The sequence below is a fragment of the Pigmentiphaga sp. GD03639 genome, assembly GCF_029845405.1.
In the GTDB taxonomy this organism is placed as follows: domain Bacteria; phylum Pseudomonadota; class Gammaproteobacteria; order Burkholderiales; family Burkholderiaceae_B; genus Pigmentiphaga; species Pigmentiphaga daeguensis.
In genome coordinates, this window is record NZ_JAOCLR010000004.1 from 124,182 (window position 1) to 144,864 (window position 20,683).

General features: G+C 68.4%; 14 protein-coding genes. 4 read left to right on the forward strand and 10 right to left on the reverse strand.

Annotated elements, in window-relative coordinates:
- Position 1: 1 nt before the first annotated feature.
- The 5 genes from bcsB to bcsD are packed head-to-tail and all read right to left on the reverse strand — an operon-like array spanning position 2 to position 6,371.
- The gene (bcsB, locus tag N5K27_RS05970; RefSeq protein ID WP_087840494.1) at positions 2–2,311 is read right to left on the reverse strand and encodes a cellulose biosynthesis cyclic di-GMP-binding regulatory protein BcsB; all 2,310 of its coding nucleotides are present in this window, start codon (positions 2,309–2,311) and stop codon (positions 2–4) included.
- The gene (gene bcsA / locus N5K27_RS05975) at positions 2,308–4,485 is read right to left on the reverse strand and encodes a UDP-forming cellulose synthase catalytic subunit (RefSeq protein ID WP_087840495.1); all 2,178 of its coding nucleotides are present in this window, start codon (positions 4,483–4,485) and stop codon (positions 2,308–2,310) included. The genes bcsB and bcsA overlap by 4 nt, the downstream gene beginning before the upstream one ends.
- A 20-nt stretch (positions 4,486–4,505) precedes the next feature.
- On the reverse strand, positions 4,506–5,279 hold the full coding sequence (gene bcsQ, locus N5K27_RS05980) for a cellulose biosynthesis protein BcsQ (RefSeq protein WP_087840496.1): 774 nt from the start codon (positions 5,277–5,279) through the stop codon (positions 4,506–4,508).
- A complete protein-coding gene (gene bcsP, locus N5K27_RS05985) occupies positions 5,276–5,875 on the reverse strand; it encodes a cellulose biosynthesis protein BcsP (protein ID WP_165963294.1) in 600 nt (199 codons plus the stop codon). Before bcsP ends, bcsQ begins: the two co-directional genes overlap by 4 nt.
- 40 nt (positions 5,876–5,915) lie before the next feature.
- The gene (bcsD, locus tag N5K27_RS05990; protein WP_243724643.1) at positions 5,916–6,371 is read right to left on the reverse strand and encodes a cellulose biosynthesis protein BcsD; all 456 of its coding nucleotides are present in this window, start codon (positions 6,369–6,371) and stop codon (positions 5,916–5,918) included.
- Positions 6,372–6,715: 344 nt separating this feature from the next.
- On the opposite strand from bcsD, the gene N5K27_RS05995 reads away from it, so the two are divergent.
- Positions 6,716–8,020: a GGDEF domain-containing phosphodiesterase gene (locus N5K27_RS05995; protein ID WP_140416894.1), complete on the forward strand. Its 1,305-nt coding sequence runs from the start codon at positions 6,716–6,718 to the stop codon at positions 8,018–8,020.
- A gap of 9 nt (positions 8,021–8,029) precedes the next feature.
- Here N5K27_RS05995 and N5K27_RS06000 read toward each other — a convergent pair whose 3' ends face one another.
- The 5 genes from N5K27_RS06000 to N5K27_RS06020 form a co-directional block, all read right to left on the reverse strand.
- A complete protein-coding gene (locus tag N5K27_RS06000) occupies positions 8,030–9,040 on the reverse strand; it encodes a diguanylate cyclase (protein WP_207958680.1) in 1,011 nt (336 codons plus the stop codon).
- Positions 9,037–9,597, reverse strand: a complete 561-nt coding sequence (locus tag N5K27_RS06005; RefSeq protein ID WP_087840501.1) for a chemotaxis protein CheB — start codon at positions 9,595–9,597, stop codon at positions 9,037–9,039. Before N5K27_RS06005 ends, N5K27_RS06000 begins: the two co-directional genes overlap by 4 nt.
- A gap of 12 nt (positions 9,598–9,609) precedes the next feature.
- Positions 9,610–10,437, reverse strand: coding sequence for a CheR family methyltransferase (locus N5K27_RS06010; RefSeq protein WP_087840503.1), 828 nt, complete (start codon positions 10,435–10,437; stop codon positions 9,610–9,612).
- 16 nt (positions 10,438–10,453) lie between these two features.
- Positions 10,454–13,948: a response regulator gene (locus N5K27_RS06015; RefSeq protein WP_279815215.1), complete on the reverse strand. Its 3,495-nt coding sequence runs from the start codon at positions 13,946–13,948 to the stop codon at positions 10,454–10,456.
- 196 nt (positions 13,949–14,144) lie between these two features.
- Entirely contained in the window at positions 14,145–17,165 is a 3,021-nt protein-coding gene (locus N5K27_RS06020; RefSeq protein ID WP_087840506.1) for an Rne/Rng family ribonuclease, read from the reverse strand.
- A gap of 705 nt (positions 17,166–17,870) precedes the next feature.
- Here N5K27_RS06020 and N5K27_RS06025 point away from each other — a divergent pair.
- From N5K27_RS06025 to sppA, 3 genes are all read left to right on the forward strand, one after another.
- Positions 17,871–18,866 (forward strand): RluA family pseudouridine synthase, encoded by a 996-nt coding sequence (locus tag N5K27_RS06025; protein ID WP_087840507.1) that lies wholly within the window; start codon positions 17,871–17,873, stop codon positions 18,864–18,866.
- The gene (locus tag N5K27_RS06030; RefSeq protein ID WP_087840508.1) at positions 18,863–19,543 is read left to right on the forward strand and encodes an HAD-IA family hydrolase; all 681 of its coding nucleotides are present in this window, start codon (positions 18,863–18,865) and stop codon (positions 19,541–19,543) included. Before N5K27_RS06025 ends, N5K27_RS06030 begins: the two co-directional genes overlap by 4 nt.
- Positions 19,544–19,662: 119 nt before the next feature.
- Positions 19,663–20,658 carry a signal peptide peptidase SppA gene (sppA, locus tag N5K27_RS06035; protein WP_087840509.1) on the forward strand — a complete coding sequence of 332 codons (996 nt, stop codon included), beginning with the start codon at positions 19,663–19,665 and terminating at the stop codon, positions 20,656–20,658.
- Positions 20,659–20,683: the final 25 nt, after the last annotated feature.

The following is a 20,683-nucleotide window of genomic DNA, read 5'->3' on the forward strand; positions in this document are numbered from 1 at the left end:
CTCAAAGCGCGAGCCGGCGCCTGGCCCGGGCTCGCAGCGACAGGTACAGCACGACGGCCAGCAGCAGTGCGGCCACGATGCCAAGCAGGGCCAGCAGCAGCGGGTGGTTGGCAAGGTACCACTGGACGTGGAGCAGCGGGTTGAGCGAACCGACGAAGTAGGTCTGGTCGGCCGCCAGGCTGTCCACCTGCTTCTCGCGGATCACGACCGCGCTGCCTTGGATGGATTTGACCAGGTCCGGGTCGAGCATGGCCCGCATGGCCTCGTGCAGGCCGGCGGGCTGGTTGGCCGAGATGACGACCACGCTGCGCCCGCCGGACAGCGGCGACTCGAAGCCGGCGATGATCGCGTCGGAGCTGGCGCTGTTGAACGCCAGCGTCTGGCGGGTCGGCTTGGCGTTGGTGCGCGAGTCGCTGTCGCGCCACGAGAACAACTGGTAGACCTTGTCGGACAGCGAGAAGCGCTTGGCGTTGCCGTCCAGGCTGACGGGCATGTATTGCGCCCACTGTTGCAGCAACGGCTGGCGCCCGCCCGACGAGATCACCAGCAGGTCCTTGCCGCCCAGCGTTTCCGCCTGCCGCGCCGCCGCCACGGTGACGCCGGTGGCGGGGTAGCCGGTGGCATCGCCCAACCGGCCCAGCACCGTCAGGTAGGTGGAGTAGTCGGCCGGGGTCGGCGAGTCGGGCAGCACCACGGCGGTGTCGGACAGGTCGGCCATGCGGGTGAAGGGGAAGCCGCTGTTGCTGAACGCGGCCAGGTCAGGCATGGCGATGAAGTGCGAGAAGTGCGAGATGTCGATGGTCGAATCGGGCTCTATCGTGCCGCGCACGTTGTCCAGCACCACGTCCTTGCATTCGCCCTGCTTGATGTAGTCGTAGTAGTAATGGAACTGCATCTGCGTCTGCGCGGGCAGCATGAACAGCGGGATCTGGAACTTCGCGCGGGCCGGCACCGTGCCGTCGGGCATGACCTTGTCCAGCAGCCGGTCGACGCGGCTGGTGGCGTCGTGGCGGATGGCCAGCAGCGGCTCGGAGCGCAGGAAGCGCTGGTTGATGTTGATGTTCAGCGTGGACTTGTCGGGTTCGGCGCGCGGCGTGTAGCGGTAGCGCAGGTCGACCGGGATGCCTTTTTCGCGCCAGGCGAACAGGTCGGGCGGCATGCGGAAATTGACCCGGATCAGGTCGGGGGAATAGCCCGAGACATTCAGCGCGGCGGCGTCGGCCAGTTCGCCGAACTTGACCGCGCGGTCGGCGCGCAGCCAGTTGGGCGCATCGTAGGGCTTGCGCGGCTTCTGCTGCTCGATCCCGGTGATGGTGGCGGCCTGGCCCGACAGCGTGGGCGCGCCCACGGCAAGCGCGGTGGCCGCCGTCTTGAGTTCGGCCTCGTCGCGTCCCAGCACGAGCAGCAGCTTGCCGTAGGGATCGTTGGGGTTGGTCGCGACGGCCACGGTCGGCCCCTGGACCTGGGGCCAGGTCACCCCGGCGACGCGTTCGTTGGCCGTGGCCAGGATGACGGCGTTGCCGTGGTCGGGAATGGCGTTCTGCGTGACCGGGAAGGTGGCGCCGCGGTAGCTGGCCAGCGCGCCGAACCACGAGGACAGCACGCCCGCCGCTTCCAGCGCGGCGCCGCCCGGCGCCGAGGCGAAGACGAACGGCAGGTTCAACGGCCGGATGTCGCGCCGGTCGAAGAAGGGCTGGGGCAGCAGCGCGAGGTCGTTCTCCAGCGCGATGCGGGTGACTGTCAGTTCCAGCACGCTGTTGTTGCTGATGTTGGCCCACAGGCTGGAATGCGCCGGGTCCTCGCACTCCATCGTGTAGTGTCCGATCAGTTGCAGGTTCAGCCGGTTGAACTCGGTGATCAGGCGCGGAGGGATGGCGATGTCGCGCGTCAGGTTCACGCCGCCCTGTTCGCGCGGGACGGGGATGGACGAGGACACCTCGCCGTTGACCAGCACGTTGATGTGCGACAGGTCGGGCAGCAGGGCGGGGGAATAGGCATAGGCCAGGCGCAGCGTGGCGCCCGTGACGACTTCGTCCGCCCGCACGCTGAACGGGACGCCGTACACGCCGTCGATGCCGCGCAGTTGCAGCGGGAACAGCGCCCCCAGTTGCTTGAGCGTATAGGTATGGGTACGGGTGGCGCCCGGCACGGCGGATGTCACCTTGACCGGCGTGGCGCTGGCCGCGTTGGGAGCCGCCGCGGCCGCCATGGCGGATGCGTGCGGGAGGCAGGCGATCAGCCCGGCCGCCAGGGCGGGCAGGGCGCGCAGCCTCGTGGCCGCGAGGCTGCCCAGCGTCGATCTCGTTGTCATTGATCCCCCGTCTCGGGTATGGATGGAATGGCGCGCCGGTCGCGGCGCCAGAACAAGGCGAGCCGGCCCGTGCTGCGGGCGAGGTCCCAGAAGCCTTTCACGGCGATGCGCAATATCTCGGCGAAGGCGGTGGGCAGGGAGTCCCGCTCGTGGCTGCCCCAGGCCTGGGCCCAGGTGTCGGCGCGCGCGAAGGTCATCTGGGCGAGCTCGACTTCCTGCTGCACGTTCAGGTCCTTGAACTGGAGCCCCAGGTGGTCGCCGCGGCGGAACGCCGCCGTGGCCGGGAAGATGCCTTCCTCGGTGCCGCGATAGAGCGAGACGTGCAGGAGTTCGTCCATCGGGACGTCGGCGTCGGCCGGCACGCGCAGCCCCAGGCCGGTCTGCGAGAAATCGATGGTCTGGCAGGCCAGGGTCTTGCCGTTGCCGAACATGAGGCTGGCGGGCAGGGCGGTGGCGACGCGGGGGGAACGCCGCACCTGGCGCGTCTCGCCCGCCACCGCGACCGCCGCGCTGGTCATGATCAGGTTATAGACCGTCCACGCGAGATTGATCAGCACCGTCGCCACGTCGGGCGACTCCTGGAAGACCAGCCGGCCCGCGCCGACGAGGAAGCCGGCCAGGTTCAGGACCAGCAGCACGATGTAGGGCCGCGCCATGTCCCAGTCGAAATAGCCTTCCTCGGTCACGCCGCCCTTGTCGGTGACGTTGAACTTGCCGGCCTTGGGGTTGACGAAGGCCACCAGCGCGGGGCGCAGGATGTACCAGGCCAGCACCGACTCGTAGACCTCGTTCCAGAACGAATGCCGGAAGCGGCCCTGCATGCGGGAGTTCGTCAGCGAGGCGTGGAAGATGTGCGGCACGGCATAGGCCGTGATCATCAGCGCCGTTGCCTGGAAGACGTGGGCGCCCAGCAGCAGGTAGGCCAGCGGCGCGGTCAGGAAGATCAGGCGCGGCAGGCCGTAGAAAAAATGCAGCATCGCGTTCAGGTAGCACAGCCGCTGGCCCAGGGTCAGGCCGGGCCCGAGCAGCGGGTTGTCGACGCGGCATATCTGCGCCATGCCGCGCGCCCACCGGATGCGCTGGCCGACGTGGCGCGCCAGGCTTTCGGTCGCGAGGCCCGCGGCCTGGGGAATCGCCAGGTAGGCGGTGTTGTAGCCGCGCCGGTTGAGCTTGAGCGCGGTATGGGCGTCCTCGGTGACGGTCTCCACCGCCACGCCGCCGATCTCCATGAGAGGGCCGCGCCGTATCATCGCGCACGAGCCGCAGAAGAACGTGGCGTTCCAGAGGTCGTTGCCATCCTGGACCAGTCCGTAGAAAAGCTCGCCTTCGTTGGGGACGACGCGGAAGGTGTCCAGGTTCTTCTCGAAGGGGTCGGGCGAGAAGAAGAAGTGCGGCGTCTGCAGCATGGCCAGCTTGGGGTCGCGCAGGAACCAGCCCATGCAGATCTGCAGGAAGGAGCGCGTGGGTACGTGGTCGCAGTCGAAGATGGCGACGTATTCGCCGCTGGTCAGTTCCAGCGCGTGGTTGATGTTGCCGGCCTTGGCGTGGGCATTGTTGTCGCGCGTGACGTAGCCGACCCCCAGTTCCTCGCAGAAGGCCCTGAACTCGGGCCGCTTGCCGTCGTCCAGCACGAACACCTTGAGCTTGTCGGCGGGCCAGTCCAGGCCGATGGCGGTGTAGACCGTCTGGCGCACGACGTCCAGCGGTTCGTTGTAGGTCGGGATGAAGACGTCCACCGTCGGCCACATGGCCGGATCGGGCGGCATGGGCGCGGGCTTGCGTTCAAGCGGCCAGGCGGTCTGGAAATAGCCCAGCAGCAGGACCACCAGCGCGTACAGTTCGGCCGCGACCAGGCCGAAGCCGAAGAAGGCATCGAGGAGGTTCTCGAATCCCACCGTCGAGGTCAGCCGCCAGTACATGTATCGAAGCGACGCGGTTACCGACAGCACGATCATCGCCAGGGGGGCCAGCCGGCCCACGGTGGTGCTGAGCACCAGCGCCAGCCCGAAGCATGCGGCCGCGAAGACGGCCTGCTGCCCGAGCTCCAGGGGCACCGTCACGGCCAGCGCGAACAGCAGGGCGGCCAGGACCACCGTGATCACCCGCACCACCGGACGGTGCCAGCCGGACCATCGAAGCAGAACAGCACTCCAATCGTCCAGGCGGGCGGACATCGGGCGGCGCGGGCGCGAGGTCAAAGCGAGGATCCGAAGGTGGACAGCATGGCCTCGATGTTCCGGGCGCACGCCAGGTAGTCCTGCGTGGCCTGGCACCGCGGATCGTAGTCGAGCACGCTCTGGTTGAAGGCAAGGGCTTCGCTGACCGATTGGTCCTGGTGGATGACGCCGACCACGCGTTCGCCGAAGTCGGCGCGCATGACCTGCAGCACGTCGCGCGCAAGCAGCCGCGAGTTGTCCACCTGGTTGACCACGAAGACGTGGTTGATGAAGTCGGGCCGCGTGACGCAGTAGGTCTGGACCAGGCCTTCCATCATGGGAAGCGTGGCATAGGAAGCGGCGTCGGGCAGCGTCACGATGACGGTCAATTGCGCCGCCGACAGGGCGGTGCGCATGTAGATCGAGGGGCCGGGGGGCGTGTCCAGCACGACCACGTCCTCGGTGCCCAGGCCCAGGGCCTGGACGTTGCGGGGCAGCCAGTCGGCGTGTGTTTCCAGATGGCGCTCGAATGCCTGCCGGTCGTCTTCGTTGACGGCGCCATAGGGCAGGACGACGACGCCGGACGGACTGGCGAAGCCGACGTCGCGCCAATCCTGCCCGGCCAGCGTCGCGCGGGACGTGCCCGCGATGCGCTGGGGATCGTCGCCGAAATGCAGGTGCAGGGCGTTCTGGGGGTCGAGGTCGACGGCGAGCACGTTGCGGCCGCCCTGCCGCAGGGCCGTGCAGAGATTGGCGGTGGCCGTGGTCTTGCCGACGCCGCCCTTGGCGGAAACAACAGCAATGATCTTCACAGTCGATTCAATCGCTCGAGGAGGGACGCGCTGCTCTTGTCGGCCGTAGGCCGCGAGGCGGGCCGGGCCAGGCGGGTGAAGAGCGCTTGCAGTTGCGGTGCCGGTTCCTGCTCCGGACCCGCATACGTATCGGCGGCGGTGCGCGGCGCGGGGGCAGGCCGGGGAGCCGGCTCACCGACCTGGGCTGGCTGCTGGGCCGCCAGGGCGGCGGCAGGCCGCATCCTGTCGCTCAGCGCACCGGCCCGGGGCGGAATGAATTCGGCTGCCCGCGGCGGGTTGGGCGCTTCCTGGGGGGGAGGCGGCGAGGCCGTGGCGGGGGACAGGCGAGGCTCGATGCGGCCCGCCGGCGGGGCGGCAGGCTGGAGGGCGGAGTCGGCCGCAGGTGGCGCGGCGGCGGGCTGCGGTGCCTGCGGAACGCTGGGGACGGGCGCTTCCACGGGGGGAAACTGCGCGGCCTGGTCCGCTTCGATCGAGGCCAGCAGCGGCCAGCGCTCGCGCGACTGGCGCGCTTCGTTGGCGCGGCTGATTTCCTGGTACTGGCCAGGCTGGCCGCCGAAGTGACGGAACAGGTTGGCGATGTCGTCGGATTCTTTCATGTGCTTCCCGTTGATCCGTTTCACATGGGCTTGGAGGAGGTTACCTGCCCAGCCGGAATTCGACGCAGCCGACGGCATCCGGCTCGCCGGCCTGCTTGACGCTCAGGCTCTTGCCGGCGCCCAGCTGCTCGAACCACCGCTGGTAGGCGCCTTCGAGGAAGGCGGCCATCCACGGGGATGCCTGCTGGCCGAAGGTGGCGGACAGGGGGGAGCAGTGATGGCTGATATGCAACGAGTCGTCGTGTTCATGGACGGTGACCCAGCCCCAATCCTGCGCCATCCAGATCTTGCTCATCGCGAACTGGACATCGTCCAGGCTCTGGCAATCGGCCAAGGCCGATTCGCTGGCAAAACGCGCCCCGACGCGATGCATCAAGGCGCGCAGATCGGCTTCGGGCAACTGGTCGGAGAATTCCCGGGCCAGGGCGCCGAGAAACCCGGTCCATTGCCGTGATGCCAGCCGGCTGCCGAGATATTCGAGAGTCGTTGGATCCACGATGGTTTCCCTGAGTGAGAGCATAGGGTATTGCCGGGGGGTGTTCGTACCGGAGGCAACAGTTGTTAACATTGTAACGGGCGAACCCGTTCCTGCCGCGTATGCCTCCCGTAATGTTCCCCACGCCAATTATCGGGTGAAGTCCAATGTTGGCGTTTACTAACTTGCCGCGAAAGGCACGTGTCCGGCGCCGGGTGGCAGGGCCGGCAGCATGGGGCGCGGTTTCGCTTTTGCGATGATCGCCTGTGTGCGATGATCATGTATCACGGCTCCGTGCGCCTGGCGCCACTGACGGACTAGCGGTATATCGATTAAAAGAAGCTTGATGGTTGTTCGATTTTTCCATGTCGCCGATGCCTAGAAGGTCCAAGCCCGCCGAGGCCGTACGACAGTTCGCCAATGTCAGCGAACGGGCCATGCTGTTGCGCGAATTGGGCGTGCTGATCGGCGAGCGCCGGCGAGCCGCCGTCATGGCGCTGGCCCTGCCTTCCGATGCCGCTCCCCACCAGCGCGACGAAATCCTCGGCAAGATCCGCCGTTTCATCCGCGCGGACGACCTGCTGTGCATGCTGGACGACACCAGCCTGATCATCGTGCTGCGCGACGTCAACGACAAGTCGGGCGCGATAGGCGCCGCCCAGCGGCTGTTCCAGCGCTCCTCGTTGCTGCAGATACTGGGTGCCAGCCAGGGGTCGTCGCTGGCCGCCTTCGGCATCGTCATGCTGCCCAGCGACCTGCCCCAGCCTTCGAACGTGCTGCTGCGCGCCCAGCAGGCGGCCCGCTACGCGCTGCGCACGCGGGCGCGGTGGGTATGCTGGAACGACGGTCCCGAGGACCTGGACGGCAGGCTGATGTCGCGCGAGGACACGCTGGTCACCGAGGTCATGCAGGGCCTGGATCGCGGCGAGTTCGAACTGTTCTACCAGCCCCAGCTGGAAATGCGAACCGGCCGGGTACGGGGCGTCGAGGCCCTGGTACGCTGGCATCGCAAGGGAACCATGGTCATGCCCAACGACTTCGTGCCCGAGGTCGAGGCGGCGGGGCTCAGTTCCGCGCTGGGCATGTGGGTGCTCAGGCGCGCTTGCCAGCAACTGGCCGAATGGCGCGAGGAAGGCGTGTTCTGTGCCCAGGTGGCCGTCAACCTCAGCGCCGCCCAGTTGCAGGGGGACCTGGCCGCCAGCGTGGGCCAGGTACTGGAGGAGTACGGCATCGAGCCGGGCCGGCTGGAAATCGAGCTGACCGAGTCGGCCGAGATTCCCGATCCGGAAGAGGCAGGCGCCATCACCCGGCGCTTGGGAGAAATGGGCGTGGGCTTCAGCCTGGACGATTTCGGCAGCGGATATTCCAACTTCCTGCGGCTGCGCTCGGCGCAGTTCGCGGCGGTCAAGCTGGACCGCCAGTTCGTGGCCGGGATGCTGGACAACACCTACGACAAGGAAATGCTGCGCACCGTCATACAGTTCTGCCGGTCCGTCGATATCCAGACCATCGCCGAAGGCGTCGAGACGCCGCAGCAACTGGAGGCGCTCAGGCACCTGGGCTGCGATGCCTGGCAGGGGTTCCTCTGTTCGCCCCCCATGGGCGCCGATGCCGTCACCGATTTCCTGCGCCATGCCGACGCCCGCCAGGGCGTCGCGGTTACCCTGTAGCGCGAGCGGTCACAGCAGCGTGGTGGCCAGTCTCGCCTGGTTCTTGCCGCTGCGCTTGGCTTCGTACATCGCGTTGTCGGCCGCCTGCACCAGGCTGTCGCGGCTGGTGCCGTGTTGCATGGCGATCGCGGCGCCGATGCTTGCGCCCACGTGGGCCGTGAACGCCTGGCCATTGGTGGTCAGGCGATAGGGCGCGCGCAGGATCTCGCACAGGTCGACGCATTTTTGCCGGATCGCGCCGCCGTCGGCGGCCTTGCACAGCAGGACGCCGAATTCGTCGCCGCCCAGGCGGGCCACGACGTCCTCGGCGCGCAGGGCGGACCGCAGCCGCAGCGAGAAGGCCTGCAACAGCATGTCGCCGGCCTGGTGGCCATGGCCGTCGTTGACCTGCTTGAAGCCGTCGATGTCCACGTACAGCAGGGCGAACAGTTCATCGTGTCGCTGGGCACGGCTCAGGAAGCGGTCCAGCGTCTCGATGAACAAGGCCCGGTTCGGCAGGCCCGTCAACTGGTCGTGCGTGGCCTGGTGCCGCATCTGTTCCTCGATGCGCCGGCGTTCGGCGATCTCCACCTGCAGTTGCTGGTTGCGCTGTTCCAGCGTGGACAGCGCCTGCGCGAGCCGCTGGCGGCTGGTTTCCAGCTCCAGGAACACCTTGACCTTGGACAGCAGTATCGAGTCGTTGACCGGCTTGGCGATGTAGTCCACCGCGCCGCTGCGATAGCCTTTCAACTGATTCAGGTCGTCGGCGAAGGCGGCGGTGACGAAGATGATGGGCGTGTCGCGATTGAGCGGTTCGTTGGCCAGCAGGGCGGCGACTTCGTAGCCGTCCATCTCGGGCATGTTGACATCGAGCAGGATCAGCGCGAAGCGCTCGTCCAGGCAAAGCGCCAGCGCTTCGTTGCCCGAGGCGACCGTGACCAGTTCGGCATCGATCTGCGCCAGCAGCTTGCGCATGGCGAACAGATTGGCCGGCGTGTCGTCCACGATCAGGATCTTGGGTGTGGGCAGGTCGGTCTTCAAGATAGGCACATCCGGTTGAGTTCGCTCGCAATGTCGGCGAGCCCGAGGCAATGGTCGGCGCCCGCCAGGGAAAGCGCGGCTTCCGGCATGCCGGAGGCTTCCGCTTCCTCCGGGTCCTGCACCAGCGCGATACCCCCGGCCTGCCGGACGCAGCGTAATCCGCGGGCGCCGTCGTCGTTGGCGCCGGTCAGGATCACGCCGGCCATGCGGTGGCGGTACGCATCGGCGGCCGATTCGAACAGCACGTCGATGCTGGGTCGCACGAAGCAGACCTTGGGGTCGACATTCAGATAGAAATAGTGATCGGCCCCAATCAGCAAATGATAGCCCGGCGGGGCGACATACAGCACGCCGGGCAGCACGGGCGCGCGCTCCTGCGCTTCCTGCACGGGCATCGGTGTGTCGCGGGCGAGCAACCTGCGCAGGGAGTCGGCATCGGCGGACGCCGTGTGGATGACGACGACGAACGCGGTCCGGGGGCAGGGGGCCAGGCCGCGCAGCAGGATTTGCAGGGCCTTCAGTCCGCCGGTGGAACAGCCGATGGCCACCAGTTCCATCGCATCTCTCCGTCAGGTCGCCCGTATCGACCGGAAGATCCGCGCCGGACCGTCCACCGTGGCGAAGCTGGAGGAGGCCGATGCCAGCGCGAGATTTTCCTTGGTGCCCAGGCACAGGAAGCCGCCGCGCACGAGGCTGTCGGCGAACAGGGCCAGCGTGCGGTCCTGCAAGGCGTTGTTGAAGTAGATCAGCACGTTGCGGCACAGGATCAGGTGCGCTTCGCAAAACACACCGTCGGTGGCGAGATTGTGGTTGGCGAAGACCACGTTCCGGCACAGCGATTCGTCCAGCTTCACCAGGTCGTAGCGCGCGTGGTAGTAATCGGCCAGGGTACGGGTGCCGCCCGCCTGCTGGTAGCGCAGCGAGGCCGCCCGCGCCTCGCGTACGGGGAAGATGCCTTCCCGGGCTCGCGCCAGCGCGGCATCGGAAAAGTCGGTGGCGTAGATCTGGCTGCGATCGTAGAGCCCGGCTTCCTGCAGCAGGATGGCGAGCGAATAGACTTCCTCGCCGTGGGCGCAGCCCGCCTGCCAGATGTTGATGCTGGGATACGAGGCCAGGACAGGGAACACCTTGGTGCGCAGCGCCTCGAACACGAAAGGGTCGCGGAACATTTCCGAGACGGGCACCGACAGCCCTTCGATCACCTGCGGCAGCAAGGAAGCGTCGCGCAGCATGCGCGAAGTGAGCTCGCCGATGTGCGCCAGGCCGTGCTGGCGGACCAGCCCCTGCACGCGCCGCTTGAGCGAGGGGCGCGCGTACTGGCTCAGGTCGTAGCCGTGGCGCCGCCGCAGGGCTTCCACGAACAGGTCCAGCTCGATTTCGTCCAGGTCGGGTTCCATGGCGTTCCAGGCCGCCCTAGCGGTGCAGCCATACTCGCATCATAGACAGCAGCTTGGGAATGTCCACCGGTTTCGGCAGGTAGTCGTTGGCGCCCGAGGCGAGGCTCTTCTCGCGGTCGCCCTGCATGGCCTTGGCCGTGAGCGAAATGATGGGCAGATGCGCATGGCGCGGATTCTTGCGGATCTCCTGCGTGGCCTCGTAGCCGTCCATGACCGGCATCATGACGTCCATCAGCACCAGCTCGATGTCGGGGTTCTCTTCCAGCTGACGCAGGGCCTTGCTGCCGTCCTGCGCCATCAGGACCTCCATGCCGCGGCCGCGCAGCGCCTTGGACAGGGCGAACAGGTTGCGCATGTCGTCGTCCACCATCAGGACCTTGCGCCCCTTCAGGTCGTCGTCGCTGCCCGAGGCTGGCGCGGCGGGACGCAGCCGCACGCTGTGCAGGAAGAGGCTGACTTCGTCCAGCAGCCGTTCCGACGAGTGCGCGCCCTTGATCACCACGCTGTCGGTGTGGGAGCGTATCCGCAACTGGTCTTCGCGCGACAGCTCGCGGGCGGAATACACCACGATCGGCGGGCGCGGTTCGACGGTGGACAGTTGTTCGAGGAAGTCGAAGCCTGAAATGCCCGGCAGGCCCAGGTCCAGCACGACGCAATCGAAGGTTTCGCCGCGCAGCATGGCCAGCGCCTCCTCGGCCGAGCCGGCTTCCGAGATCTCGACGGGCTGGGAGGACAGCAGGGTCCGCACCGAGGTGCGGGAAGCCGGATCGTCATCGATGATCAGCAGCCGCCGGACCTGTCCTTCGGTCGGCAGCATCAGGCGGTCGATGGCGCCGTTGAGCGCGTCGGCCGATACCGGCTTGGTCAGGTAGCCGGCGATGCCGGAGTCCCGCGTGCGCGCGGGTTGGTCCAGCGCCGAGACGATATGCACCGGGACGTGGCGCAGGCCGGGCTCGGCCTTGAGCCGTTCCAGGACGGTCCAGCCGTCCATGTCGGGCAGCATCAGGTCCAGGATGATGCCGGTGGGGTGGTGCTGGCGGGCGAGCTGCAGGCCGGCTTCGCCGCCGTGGGCCACCAGGGCCGTACAGCCCTTGCGCCGGATCATGTCGGCCAGGACGCGGGCGAAGGCCGGATCGTCCTCGATCACGAGGATGGTGGTGTCGCGCGAGGACGCGGGGGCGGCGGGCGGTGTATCCGGCAGCGTCGCCGTGGCGTCGCCGGCCGCGGGGGGCGCCTCGGCAAGGGGTGCCGGTTCGGCTGCGCCGGGCTGGGCCTGCGGCAGCAGCACCGTGAAGACGCTGCCTTGCCCGGGCTCGCTGCGCAACTGGATGTCGCCATGGTGCAGCCGCGCGAGGCGGCGGGAGATCGCCAACCCCAGGCCCGTGCCGCCGAACTGGCGGCTGGTGCCGGCATCGAGCTGTTCAAACGCGCCGAAGACCTGCGCGAATTTTTCGGGCGGGATGCCGATGCCGGTATCGTGTACTTCGATCGAGACGGACCGGTCCGCCGGAAAGCCGGGAAGATCGGCGGCCGGGCGCCGCAGCACCAGCCGGACCTCGCCCGACTGGGTGAACTTGAAGGCATTGCCGAGCAGGTTGGTCACGATCTGCTCGAGCTTGCCGCCGTCGGCCTGCACCGCGGACGGCAGCGCATCGGCGATCTCGACCGCGAAACGCAGTCCCTTGCCGCGCGCCACGTGATCGAACTGGCGCTTGAGCCGGGCCGCGAAAACGCGCAGGTCCACCTGTTCGAGCGACAGTTCCATCTTCCCGGCCTCGATCTTGGACAGGTCCAGGATGTCGTTGATCAGGCGCAGCAGGTTGGTGCCGCCTTCGTGGATGATGCGGGCCGACTCGACCTGGTCTTCGCTCAGGTTGCCTTCGCGGTTCTCGGCCAGGTCGTTGGACAGGATCAGCAGGCTGTTGAGCGGCGTGCGCAGCTCGTGCGACATGTTGGCCAGGAAGTCGGACTTGTACTGGCTGGCGCGGGCCAGCGCGTCCGCCTTGTCGGCCGTCTCCCGCTGCAGGGCTTCCAGCAGCGTCTTCTGCTGGTTCAGGATCTCGGATTGCTGGCGCAGCTCTTCGTTCGAGGCCTGCAGCTCCTCTTGCTGCGTGCGCAGTTCTTCCTCGGAGGTGCGCAGCTCGGCGGCCTGGCTTTGCGTGCGTTCCAGGAGCTCCCGGGTACGCACCGAGCGCGTGATGTTCTCCAGCGACAGGGCGACGACGGGCAGCAGGGTTTCCAGCAGGCGGCGGCGACGGACGTCCAGGGGCCCCATCAGGCCCAGCTCGATGACGGCAAGGACGTGCTCCATCGACAGGACGGGGATCAGCATCAGGCGGGGAGGCACGGCCTCGCCCAGGCCGGACCGCATGCGCAGGTAATGGTCCGGCACCGCGTCGAGCTCGATGACCCGGGCTTCGCGGGCACATTGGCCGACCAGGCCTTCGCCCATCCTGAACGGCTGGATCCGGTCCGCGGGATCGGGCTGGTATCCGTAGTGTCCGACCGGATGCAGGACGTCGTCCTCCGCGCGCAGGTGGAACAGCGCCACGCCCGCGCCCAGCTCCGTGCCCAGTTGCGACAGCAGCGCCTGGGCGAACTCGGCATGGGACGACGCGCGCTGCAGGCGGTCGGCGATCCGTCCCACGCAGTGGCCCACCCAATTCTGGTCCGAGATGTCGATGGCCATCTGCTTGAACTCGGTCAAGGCCCTGGAGATGGTGCCGATCTCGTCGCGCCGGTCGAGCCGGGGCGTTTCGATGGCGTGGTCGTGCCGGGCCAGGCGCTCCATGCGCTCGCTCATCAGGCGCAAGGGCCGGGTCACGAGCGTGGCCGACAGCCGCAAGGCCGCCACGCCGCACAGCGCGGCCAGCAGCAGCGTGCCCCACAGCAGCCACTCGCGCTGGGATTCAGACTGCTCCAGGGCACTCTCGCGCTCTTCCAGCTGCCGCCGCGCATAGGTGCCGAACCCGTCGAGGGCCGCGACGATGGCCGGTGTGGCGACCGGGGTGCTGGCGGTGAACTTCGGGAAGAGCCGCTCGCGCTGGCTGGCGGCCTCGGCCGGCGATTCCTTGGCCAGGCGCCGCAGCTCGGGCAGCACCTGTTGTTCGACATTGTTGCGCCAACTGGCGTCCAGGCCGCGTATGGTGTCCAGCCGGGTGCTTTGCGCGGCGTCGTTCCGGACCTGCTGTTCCAGGTGGTCCAGGTGCTGCGTGATCGCGGCGTTGGCCGTCTGCAGCGTCTTGGTGTCGGGTTCGCCCGGGCTCAGCAGCAACTGCCGCAGTTCGGACTGCCGCTGATACAGCACGCGATTGGTCTGCTCGATCTCGCGCAGCAGGTCGACCGTGGCGCGGAAGGCGGCCCGGTTCTGCTTCTCCTGTTCCAGGACCAGCGACGTGCCGATGCTGGAGACGATGAACAGGGTAAGCAGCGAGCCCACCAGCAGCGATACCTTGCCGGTCAGCGGGATATTCCCCAGCCATGAGTTCTCGAGGGTCTTCTTGCTGGACATGGGGGGATATCCCGTAGGGCAGGCCAAGCCGCCATTCTAGGCGTTGCGGCCGGGCTCGGGCAGCCTTGTGGTGATTTTGCGGCACCGCTTCGGCGGCCGCCCGTGCAACATGATGCCGTGGGCTGGCAGGCCGGACTCCGGGCAAAAAAAATGCCGCACGCGAACGTGCGGCATTCGTGACGGCCCGGCTGCGTGATCAGTGACGCAGCTCGGGACGGGTTTCCACCTGGACCAGCGCCTCGGCGGCCGCCGGCGGCCGGACACGCGGCTCGCGGCCCAGGCGGACCGGCGCGGCGGCGGGAGCGGCCTGGCGGGCAGCCGCCAGCTTGGCGCTGTCCGTTTCCACCCACTGCATGCCGGCCTGCTCGACCACGCGCACGAGTTCGTCGTGGGACGCGGCGGCCTGGGGAACGACGATCTGGGCCGGCGTATCCAGGATGGAGGACGGTTGCGGAGCAGGCGTCTCGGCCACGGGCGCGGGCACCTCGGCCTGGGCCTCCGCGGCAACCGGTTCAGGCTGCGCGGCGGGAGCCTCGGCCTGGGGCGTGGGCTCGGCCGGCTGGACCGGAGCTTCGGCGGCCTGCTGCACAGGGGCCTCGGCGGCAATGGCGGGCGCGGGTTCCTCGACCGCCTGCGGAGCCGCCACGGGGGCGGTTTCCTCGGCCTGGGGAGCGGCCTCTTGCGACGGCTGGGCTTCCTGGGCGGGCTGGGCCGGCGCGTGCACGACTTCCGCCACCACGGGGGCGGGCGTGTCGATGGGCAGGGCCTCGGCCGTGATCAGGATGGGCTCGGATACCGTGGCCAGCGGCTGGGCCGGGGCGGACGCCGGAGCGGCGTCTTCGTCATCGGCTGCCTCGTCGTCCTGCAGGCCATCTTCGCCCAGTTGGGCGCCGGCTTCGCCCTGGCGGCGGCCACGGCGGCCACGACGGCGGCGGCGCTTGCGTTCCGGTTCGCCATCGGCGCCATCGGCGGCGGCGAGCGGTTCCTCTTCCTGGAGACCTTGCGGCTCGGCGGTCAGGGGCGCGTCGGGGACGATCGGGGCCTCGGGGGCGGCGACGGGTGCGACGGCCTCGCCAGCCACGACGGCGGCCGCGGCAACGGTCGAGCCGGCGGCTTCATCGGCCGGCAGGTCCTCGCGGCGTCCTCCGCGGCGGCCGCGGCGGTTGCGGTTGCGAGCCTCGCCCGACTGTTGCTCGGCGTCATCGGCGACGGGCGCGACGGCCACGGGGCGCTGCTCTTCCTGCCTGGGCGCGCGGGCACGGTCGTCCCGGCGGCCATCGCGGCGCTGTCCGCGCGAATCGCGGGCTTCCTTGCGGCCTTCCTCGCCTTCCTGGCGCTCGCGGTCATCGGGGCGCGCCTCGCGGTTGTCGCGGCGGCCGCGGTTGCCGCCCTGGGGCGGGCGGCGGCGGTTGCGATGGGCGTCTCGTTCCTCGCGCGATTCTTCCTTGCGCGGGCGGGCGGCCGGCTCGGCCGGCTGGGCGGGGCTGCCCTTCAGCCAGCCGAACAGGCGCGACACCAGGGCCGAGAAGCCGCCGGCGGACGGCGCCGCGGCGGGCTCGGCCTTGGCTCGCGAGCCATTCGCGCCGGACGGGGGCGTGGAGGAGACGGGCGCCGGCTGGGCGGGGGTGATGCCCTTGACGAGCGCCTCGGGGCGGGCCTTGACCTCGTGTTCCTGCGCGGAATAGGCAAGGTTGGTCTCGGGCGCCTCGGCCAGCTCGAAGCTGGCCTTGGTGCTTTCCAGCCTGGGGTCGTCGTGCCGAAGGCGCTCGATGCGATGGTGCGGCGTATCCAGGTGCTTGTTGGGGATGAGGATGACGTTGACCTTCAGGCGCGCTTCCATCTTGGCGATGTCGGTGCGCTTCTCGTTCAGCAGGAAGGTGGCCACTTCCACCGGCACCTGGGCGTGCACGGCGGCGGTGTTTTCCTTCATGGACTCTTCCTGGATCAGGCGCAGCACCTGCAGGGCGCTGGACTCGGTGTCGCGGATGACGCCGGTGCCGTTGCAGCGCGGGCAGGTGATGTGCGAGCCCTCGTTCAGCGCCGGGCGCAGCCGCTGGCGCGACAGCTCCATCAGGCCGAAGCGCGAGATCTTGCCCATCTGCACGCGGGCGCGGTCGAAATGGAGGGCTTCGCGCAGGCGCTGCTCGACGGCGCGCTGGTTCTTGCCGTCTTCCATGTCGATGAAGTCGATGACGATCAGGCCGCCCAGGTCGCGCAGGCGCAACTGGCGGGCCACTTCGTCGGCCGCTTCCAGGTTGGTGCGCAGCGCGGTTTCCTCGATGTCGCTGCCCTTGGTGGCGCGCGCCGAGTTGACGTCCACCGCGACCAGGGCCTCGGTGTGGTCGATCACCACCGCGCCGCCCGAGGGCAGGGGCACCGTGCGGGCGTAGGCGGTCTCGATCTGGTGTTCGATCTGGAAGCGCGAGAACAGGGGCACGTCGTCGCGGTAGCGTTTCACCCGCTGGACGTTGTCCGGCATGACCACGCTCATGAAGGCGCAGGCCTGGTCGGCGATGTCGTCGGTGTCGATCAGGATCTCGCCGATGTCGGGCGAGAAATAGTCGCGGATGGCCCGGATGACCAGGCTCGATTCCAGGTAGATCAGGATGGGGCCGGCATTCTCGCGGGCGGCGCCGTCGATGGCGGTCCACAGCTGCATCAGGTAGGACAGGTCCCATTGCAGCTCTTCGACGTTGCGGCCGATGCCGGCGGTGCGGGCGATGATGCTCATGCCCTGCGGAACCTGGAGCTGCTCCATGGTTTCACGCAGCTCCTGGCGGTCTTCGCCCTCGACGCGGCGCGACACGCCGCCGCCGCGGGGGTTGTTGGGCATCAGCACCAGGTAGCGGCCGGCCAGCGAGATGAACGTGGTCAGGGCCGCGCCCTTGTTGCCGCGCTCTTCCTTCTCGACCTGGACGATGAGTTCCTGGCCTTCGCGCAGCACGTCCTGGATGCGGGCGCTGCGCACGTCCACGCCTTCCTTGAAGTAGGTGCGGGCGATTTCCTTGAAGGGCAGGAAGCCGTGGCGTTCCTCGCCGTAGTTGACGAAGCAGGCTTCCAGGCTGGGTTCGATGCGGGTGACGACGCCCTTGTAGATGTTGCCTTTGCGTTGTTCGCGGCCGGCGGTTTCGATGTCGAGGTCGATGAGCTTCTGCCCGTCGACGATGGCAACGCGCAGTTCTTCCTGGTGCGTTGCGTTGAACAGCATGCGCTTCATGTATGAAGTTCTCCGTGGTCGTGTCGCGCCGAAAACCGGCGCGCAGCCTCGGGCCGTCGGGAAGATGCGCGGTGCGCGGAGCGAGTGGAGGAAACCGGTGCGCGAAAAGCCGCACCCCGCGGACTCAGGTCACGATGACCGGCCGGGTGGGAATGCGCAAGGTCGGGAGAGAGCGCAGGCACCGTGGATGCCGCGGCCGTCGCCCACTGACCGCGGCTTGCGGTGGGGGCGAGGGACGGTTGCGGTATCGAAAGCAGTGGTGTTCACGGTATTTGCGAGCCAGACAGACTCGCCTCTTGGGCGAGCCTTTGCGTATACGACGGTTTCTTTGTACTTGCGTCCGCGGGCGCATATCCGTCGTCGCGCGGTTGGGCTTCGGGTTCGAAGCCATTGCGGCGCGACGGGCGGGCGACCATGACGGCCCGGAAGAATCCGGCGGGCGGGACGGGTACAATTCCGGCACACTTTGCGACCTGTCCTGACCCGGCGGCGTGCTGCAAAGGCTGCACGGCTTGCCGCGAAACATTCAGCGGCAGGCGGCAGCCCGATTGGGACGCGGCCTGGATTCGGAAAGGTGTCTCGCGCACATCTGGCGGAAACGCCGCATGAAAGCGCGTCTCGACGCCGGAAGCGCGGTTCAGGGACACAACGTGTACGTCAACCCTGTGCTCCAACCCGCCTGATTCGATCAGGCTTCAGGATTATATGTCGCTACCATTGTTGCGCAAAGCGAAATCCACGCCCGGCCAGGGCCGCCCGCCCCGGAACCCCGAACCGGCCGCGGCCCCCGCCGTGCGCCTGGTCGAAGTGGACGAGGCGCACGATGGCCAGCGGCTGGACAATTTCCTGCTGCGCCTGTGCAAGGGCGTGCCCAAGAGCCACCTGTACAAGGCCATCCGGGGCGGCCAGGTGCGGGTCAACCGTGGCCGGGTGCCGGTGGACCACCGGATCGCCGCCGGCGACGTCGTCCGGGTGCCGCCGTTCCGGCTGCCCGAGGCGCCGGTGCGCTTCGTGCCTCCCGGCGAATTCCCCATCGTGTTCGAGGACGACGCGCTGCTGGCGATCGACAAGCCGGCAGGCGTGGCGGTGCACGGCGGCAGCGGGGTGGATTTCGGCGTCATCGAACAGTTGCGGCGGGCGCGGCCCGAGGCGCGCTTCCTGGAACTGGTGCACCGGCTCGACCGCGACACGTCGGGGCTGCTGCTGGTGGCCAAGAAGCGCAGCGCCCTGGTCGGCCTGCACGAATCGCTGCGCAACGGCCTCTGGAACAAGCATTACCTGGTCCTGGTCGTGGGGGACTGGGTCAACGACCGGCAGCATGTACGCAAGCCGCTCACCAAGTGGTCCACCCAGTCGGGCGAACGCCGCGTGAAGGTCGATCCCGATGGTCAGGCGGCCCACACCATCTTCACCCTCAAGCGGCGCTACGGCCTGTATTCCCTGCTGGACGCCGAGCTCAAGACCGGGCGGACCCACCAGATCCGGGTGCACGTGACCAGTTGCGGATTTCCCATCGTGGGCGACGACAAGTACGGCGACGACCACGCCAACGCGGCTGCGGCCGGGCGCGGGTTCCGCCGGATGTTCCTGCACGCCCACACCCTGGCCGTCCCGCATCCGCTGACCGGCGAGTCCCTGGCGCTGGAAGCCCGTCTGCCCGAAGATTGCGTCGAATTCCTACAGCAACTGGAACATCCATGACTTCACCCCTCCCGGGCTATTCGCTGATCGTGTTCGACTGGGACGGCACCCTGATGGACTCGACGCCGACCATCATCGCCGCCATCCAGTCCGCCTGTCGCGACCTCGGGCTGCCGGTGCCGCCCGACGAGGCCGCCGCCTGGGTCATCGGCCTGAGCCTGCAGGACGCGCTGATGGCGGCCGTTCCCACGCTGGCGCAGGACCAGGTCCAGGCCTTCGTCGCGCGCTACCGCTTCCATTACCTGACCCGCGATCCGCAGCTGCGTCTTTTCGCCGGCGCCGAGCAGATGCTGGCGCGCCTGGCCGAGCGCGGCGCGCGGCTGGCGGTGGCCACGGGCAAGAGCCGCGTCGGCCTGGAGCGGGCGCTGGACGCTACCGGCATCCGGCGGTATTTCGACACCACCCGCTGCGCCGACGAGACCTTCTCCAAGCCCAATCCGGCCATGTTGTTCGAGATCATGCGCGAGCTGGGCGCCGATCCGGCATCCGCCGTCATGGTGGGCGATACGTCGCACGACCTGCAGATGGCCCGCAACGCCGGGATCCATGGCGTGGGCGTGACCTATGGGGCGCACGCCGTGGACGAGCTGGCCGGATGCGCGCCGCAGACACTGGCCGGCAGCATCGCCGAACTGGGCGACTGGCTGCACGGCCGCATCGCGGCCCGGGCGGCCTAGGAGCCGCGCAAGGCGCGCGGTGTGAACCGGCCCTGGCCGCGAGGGCCGCTGTCGCCGCGCCGCGACTTGCCCTATCCTAGCGATTGCTTACCTTCGACCTTTCATAGCGAGTTGTCTTCATGTCCCAGGATGCCTATTCCTCCCCGCCCGATGCTTCGTCCCGCGCTCCGGGGGAATGGGAGCGCGACGTGCTGGAGAAGCTGGTCTTTGCTTCGCTCAAGGAGCAGCGCGCCAGGCGGCGCTGGACCATTTTCTTCCGGCTGCTGATGCTCGCCATCGTGGTCCTGCTGGTGCTCGCCGCCACCGGCGTGCTGTTCAGGGGTTCGGGTTCGGGCACGCCCGACCCGCATACCGCGCTGATCGAACTGGACGGCGTCATCGATGCCCAGGGCGAGGCCAGCGCCGACAAGATCAACGCAGCGCTGCAGGCCGCCTTCGACGACGACAACGCCAAGGGAGTAGTCCTGCGCATCAACAGCCCGGGCGGCAGCCCGGTCCAGGCCGGCATGATCTTCGACGAGATCCGCCGCCTGCGCGCCCAGAATCCCGACAAGCCCGTGTATGCCGTGGTCGAGGAAATCTGCGCCTCCGGCGGCTACTACGTTGCCGCCGCGGCCGACAAGATCTACGTCAACAAGGCCAGCGTGGTCGGCTCCATCGGCGTCATCATGGAAGGCTTCGGCTTCACCGGCCTGATGGACAAGGTGGGAATCGAACGGCGCCTGGTCGTGTCCGGAGAGAACAAGGCGCTGCTGGATCCGTTCTCGCCCGCCAATCCCGGGCAGCAGGCCCACGCCCAGGCGCTGGTCCAGGAAATCTTCCAGCAGTTCGTCGGCGCGGTGCGGGAAGGGCGCGGCGAGCGGTTGCATGAAACGCCGGACATGTTCACCGGCCTTATCTGGACGGGCGCCAAGAGCGTCGAACTGGGCCTGGCCGACGAACTGGGCACGGTGGACAGCGTCGCGCGCGACGTCATCCAGGCCGACACGGTGGTGGACTACACGGTCCGGGAAAACTTCGCCGAGCGGGTCGCCAAGCGCGTGGGCGTGTCCTTCGGCGCCGGGCTGGCCAAGACCGGCCTGGGCGGTGCCGGCGGCTTCTGGCACTGGAAGTGACGGACCGCCCCGGGGGGCCCCGGGG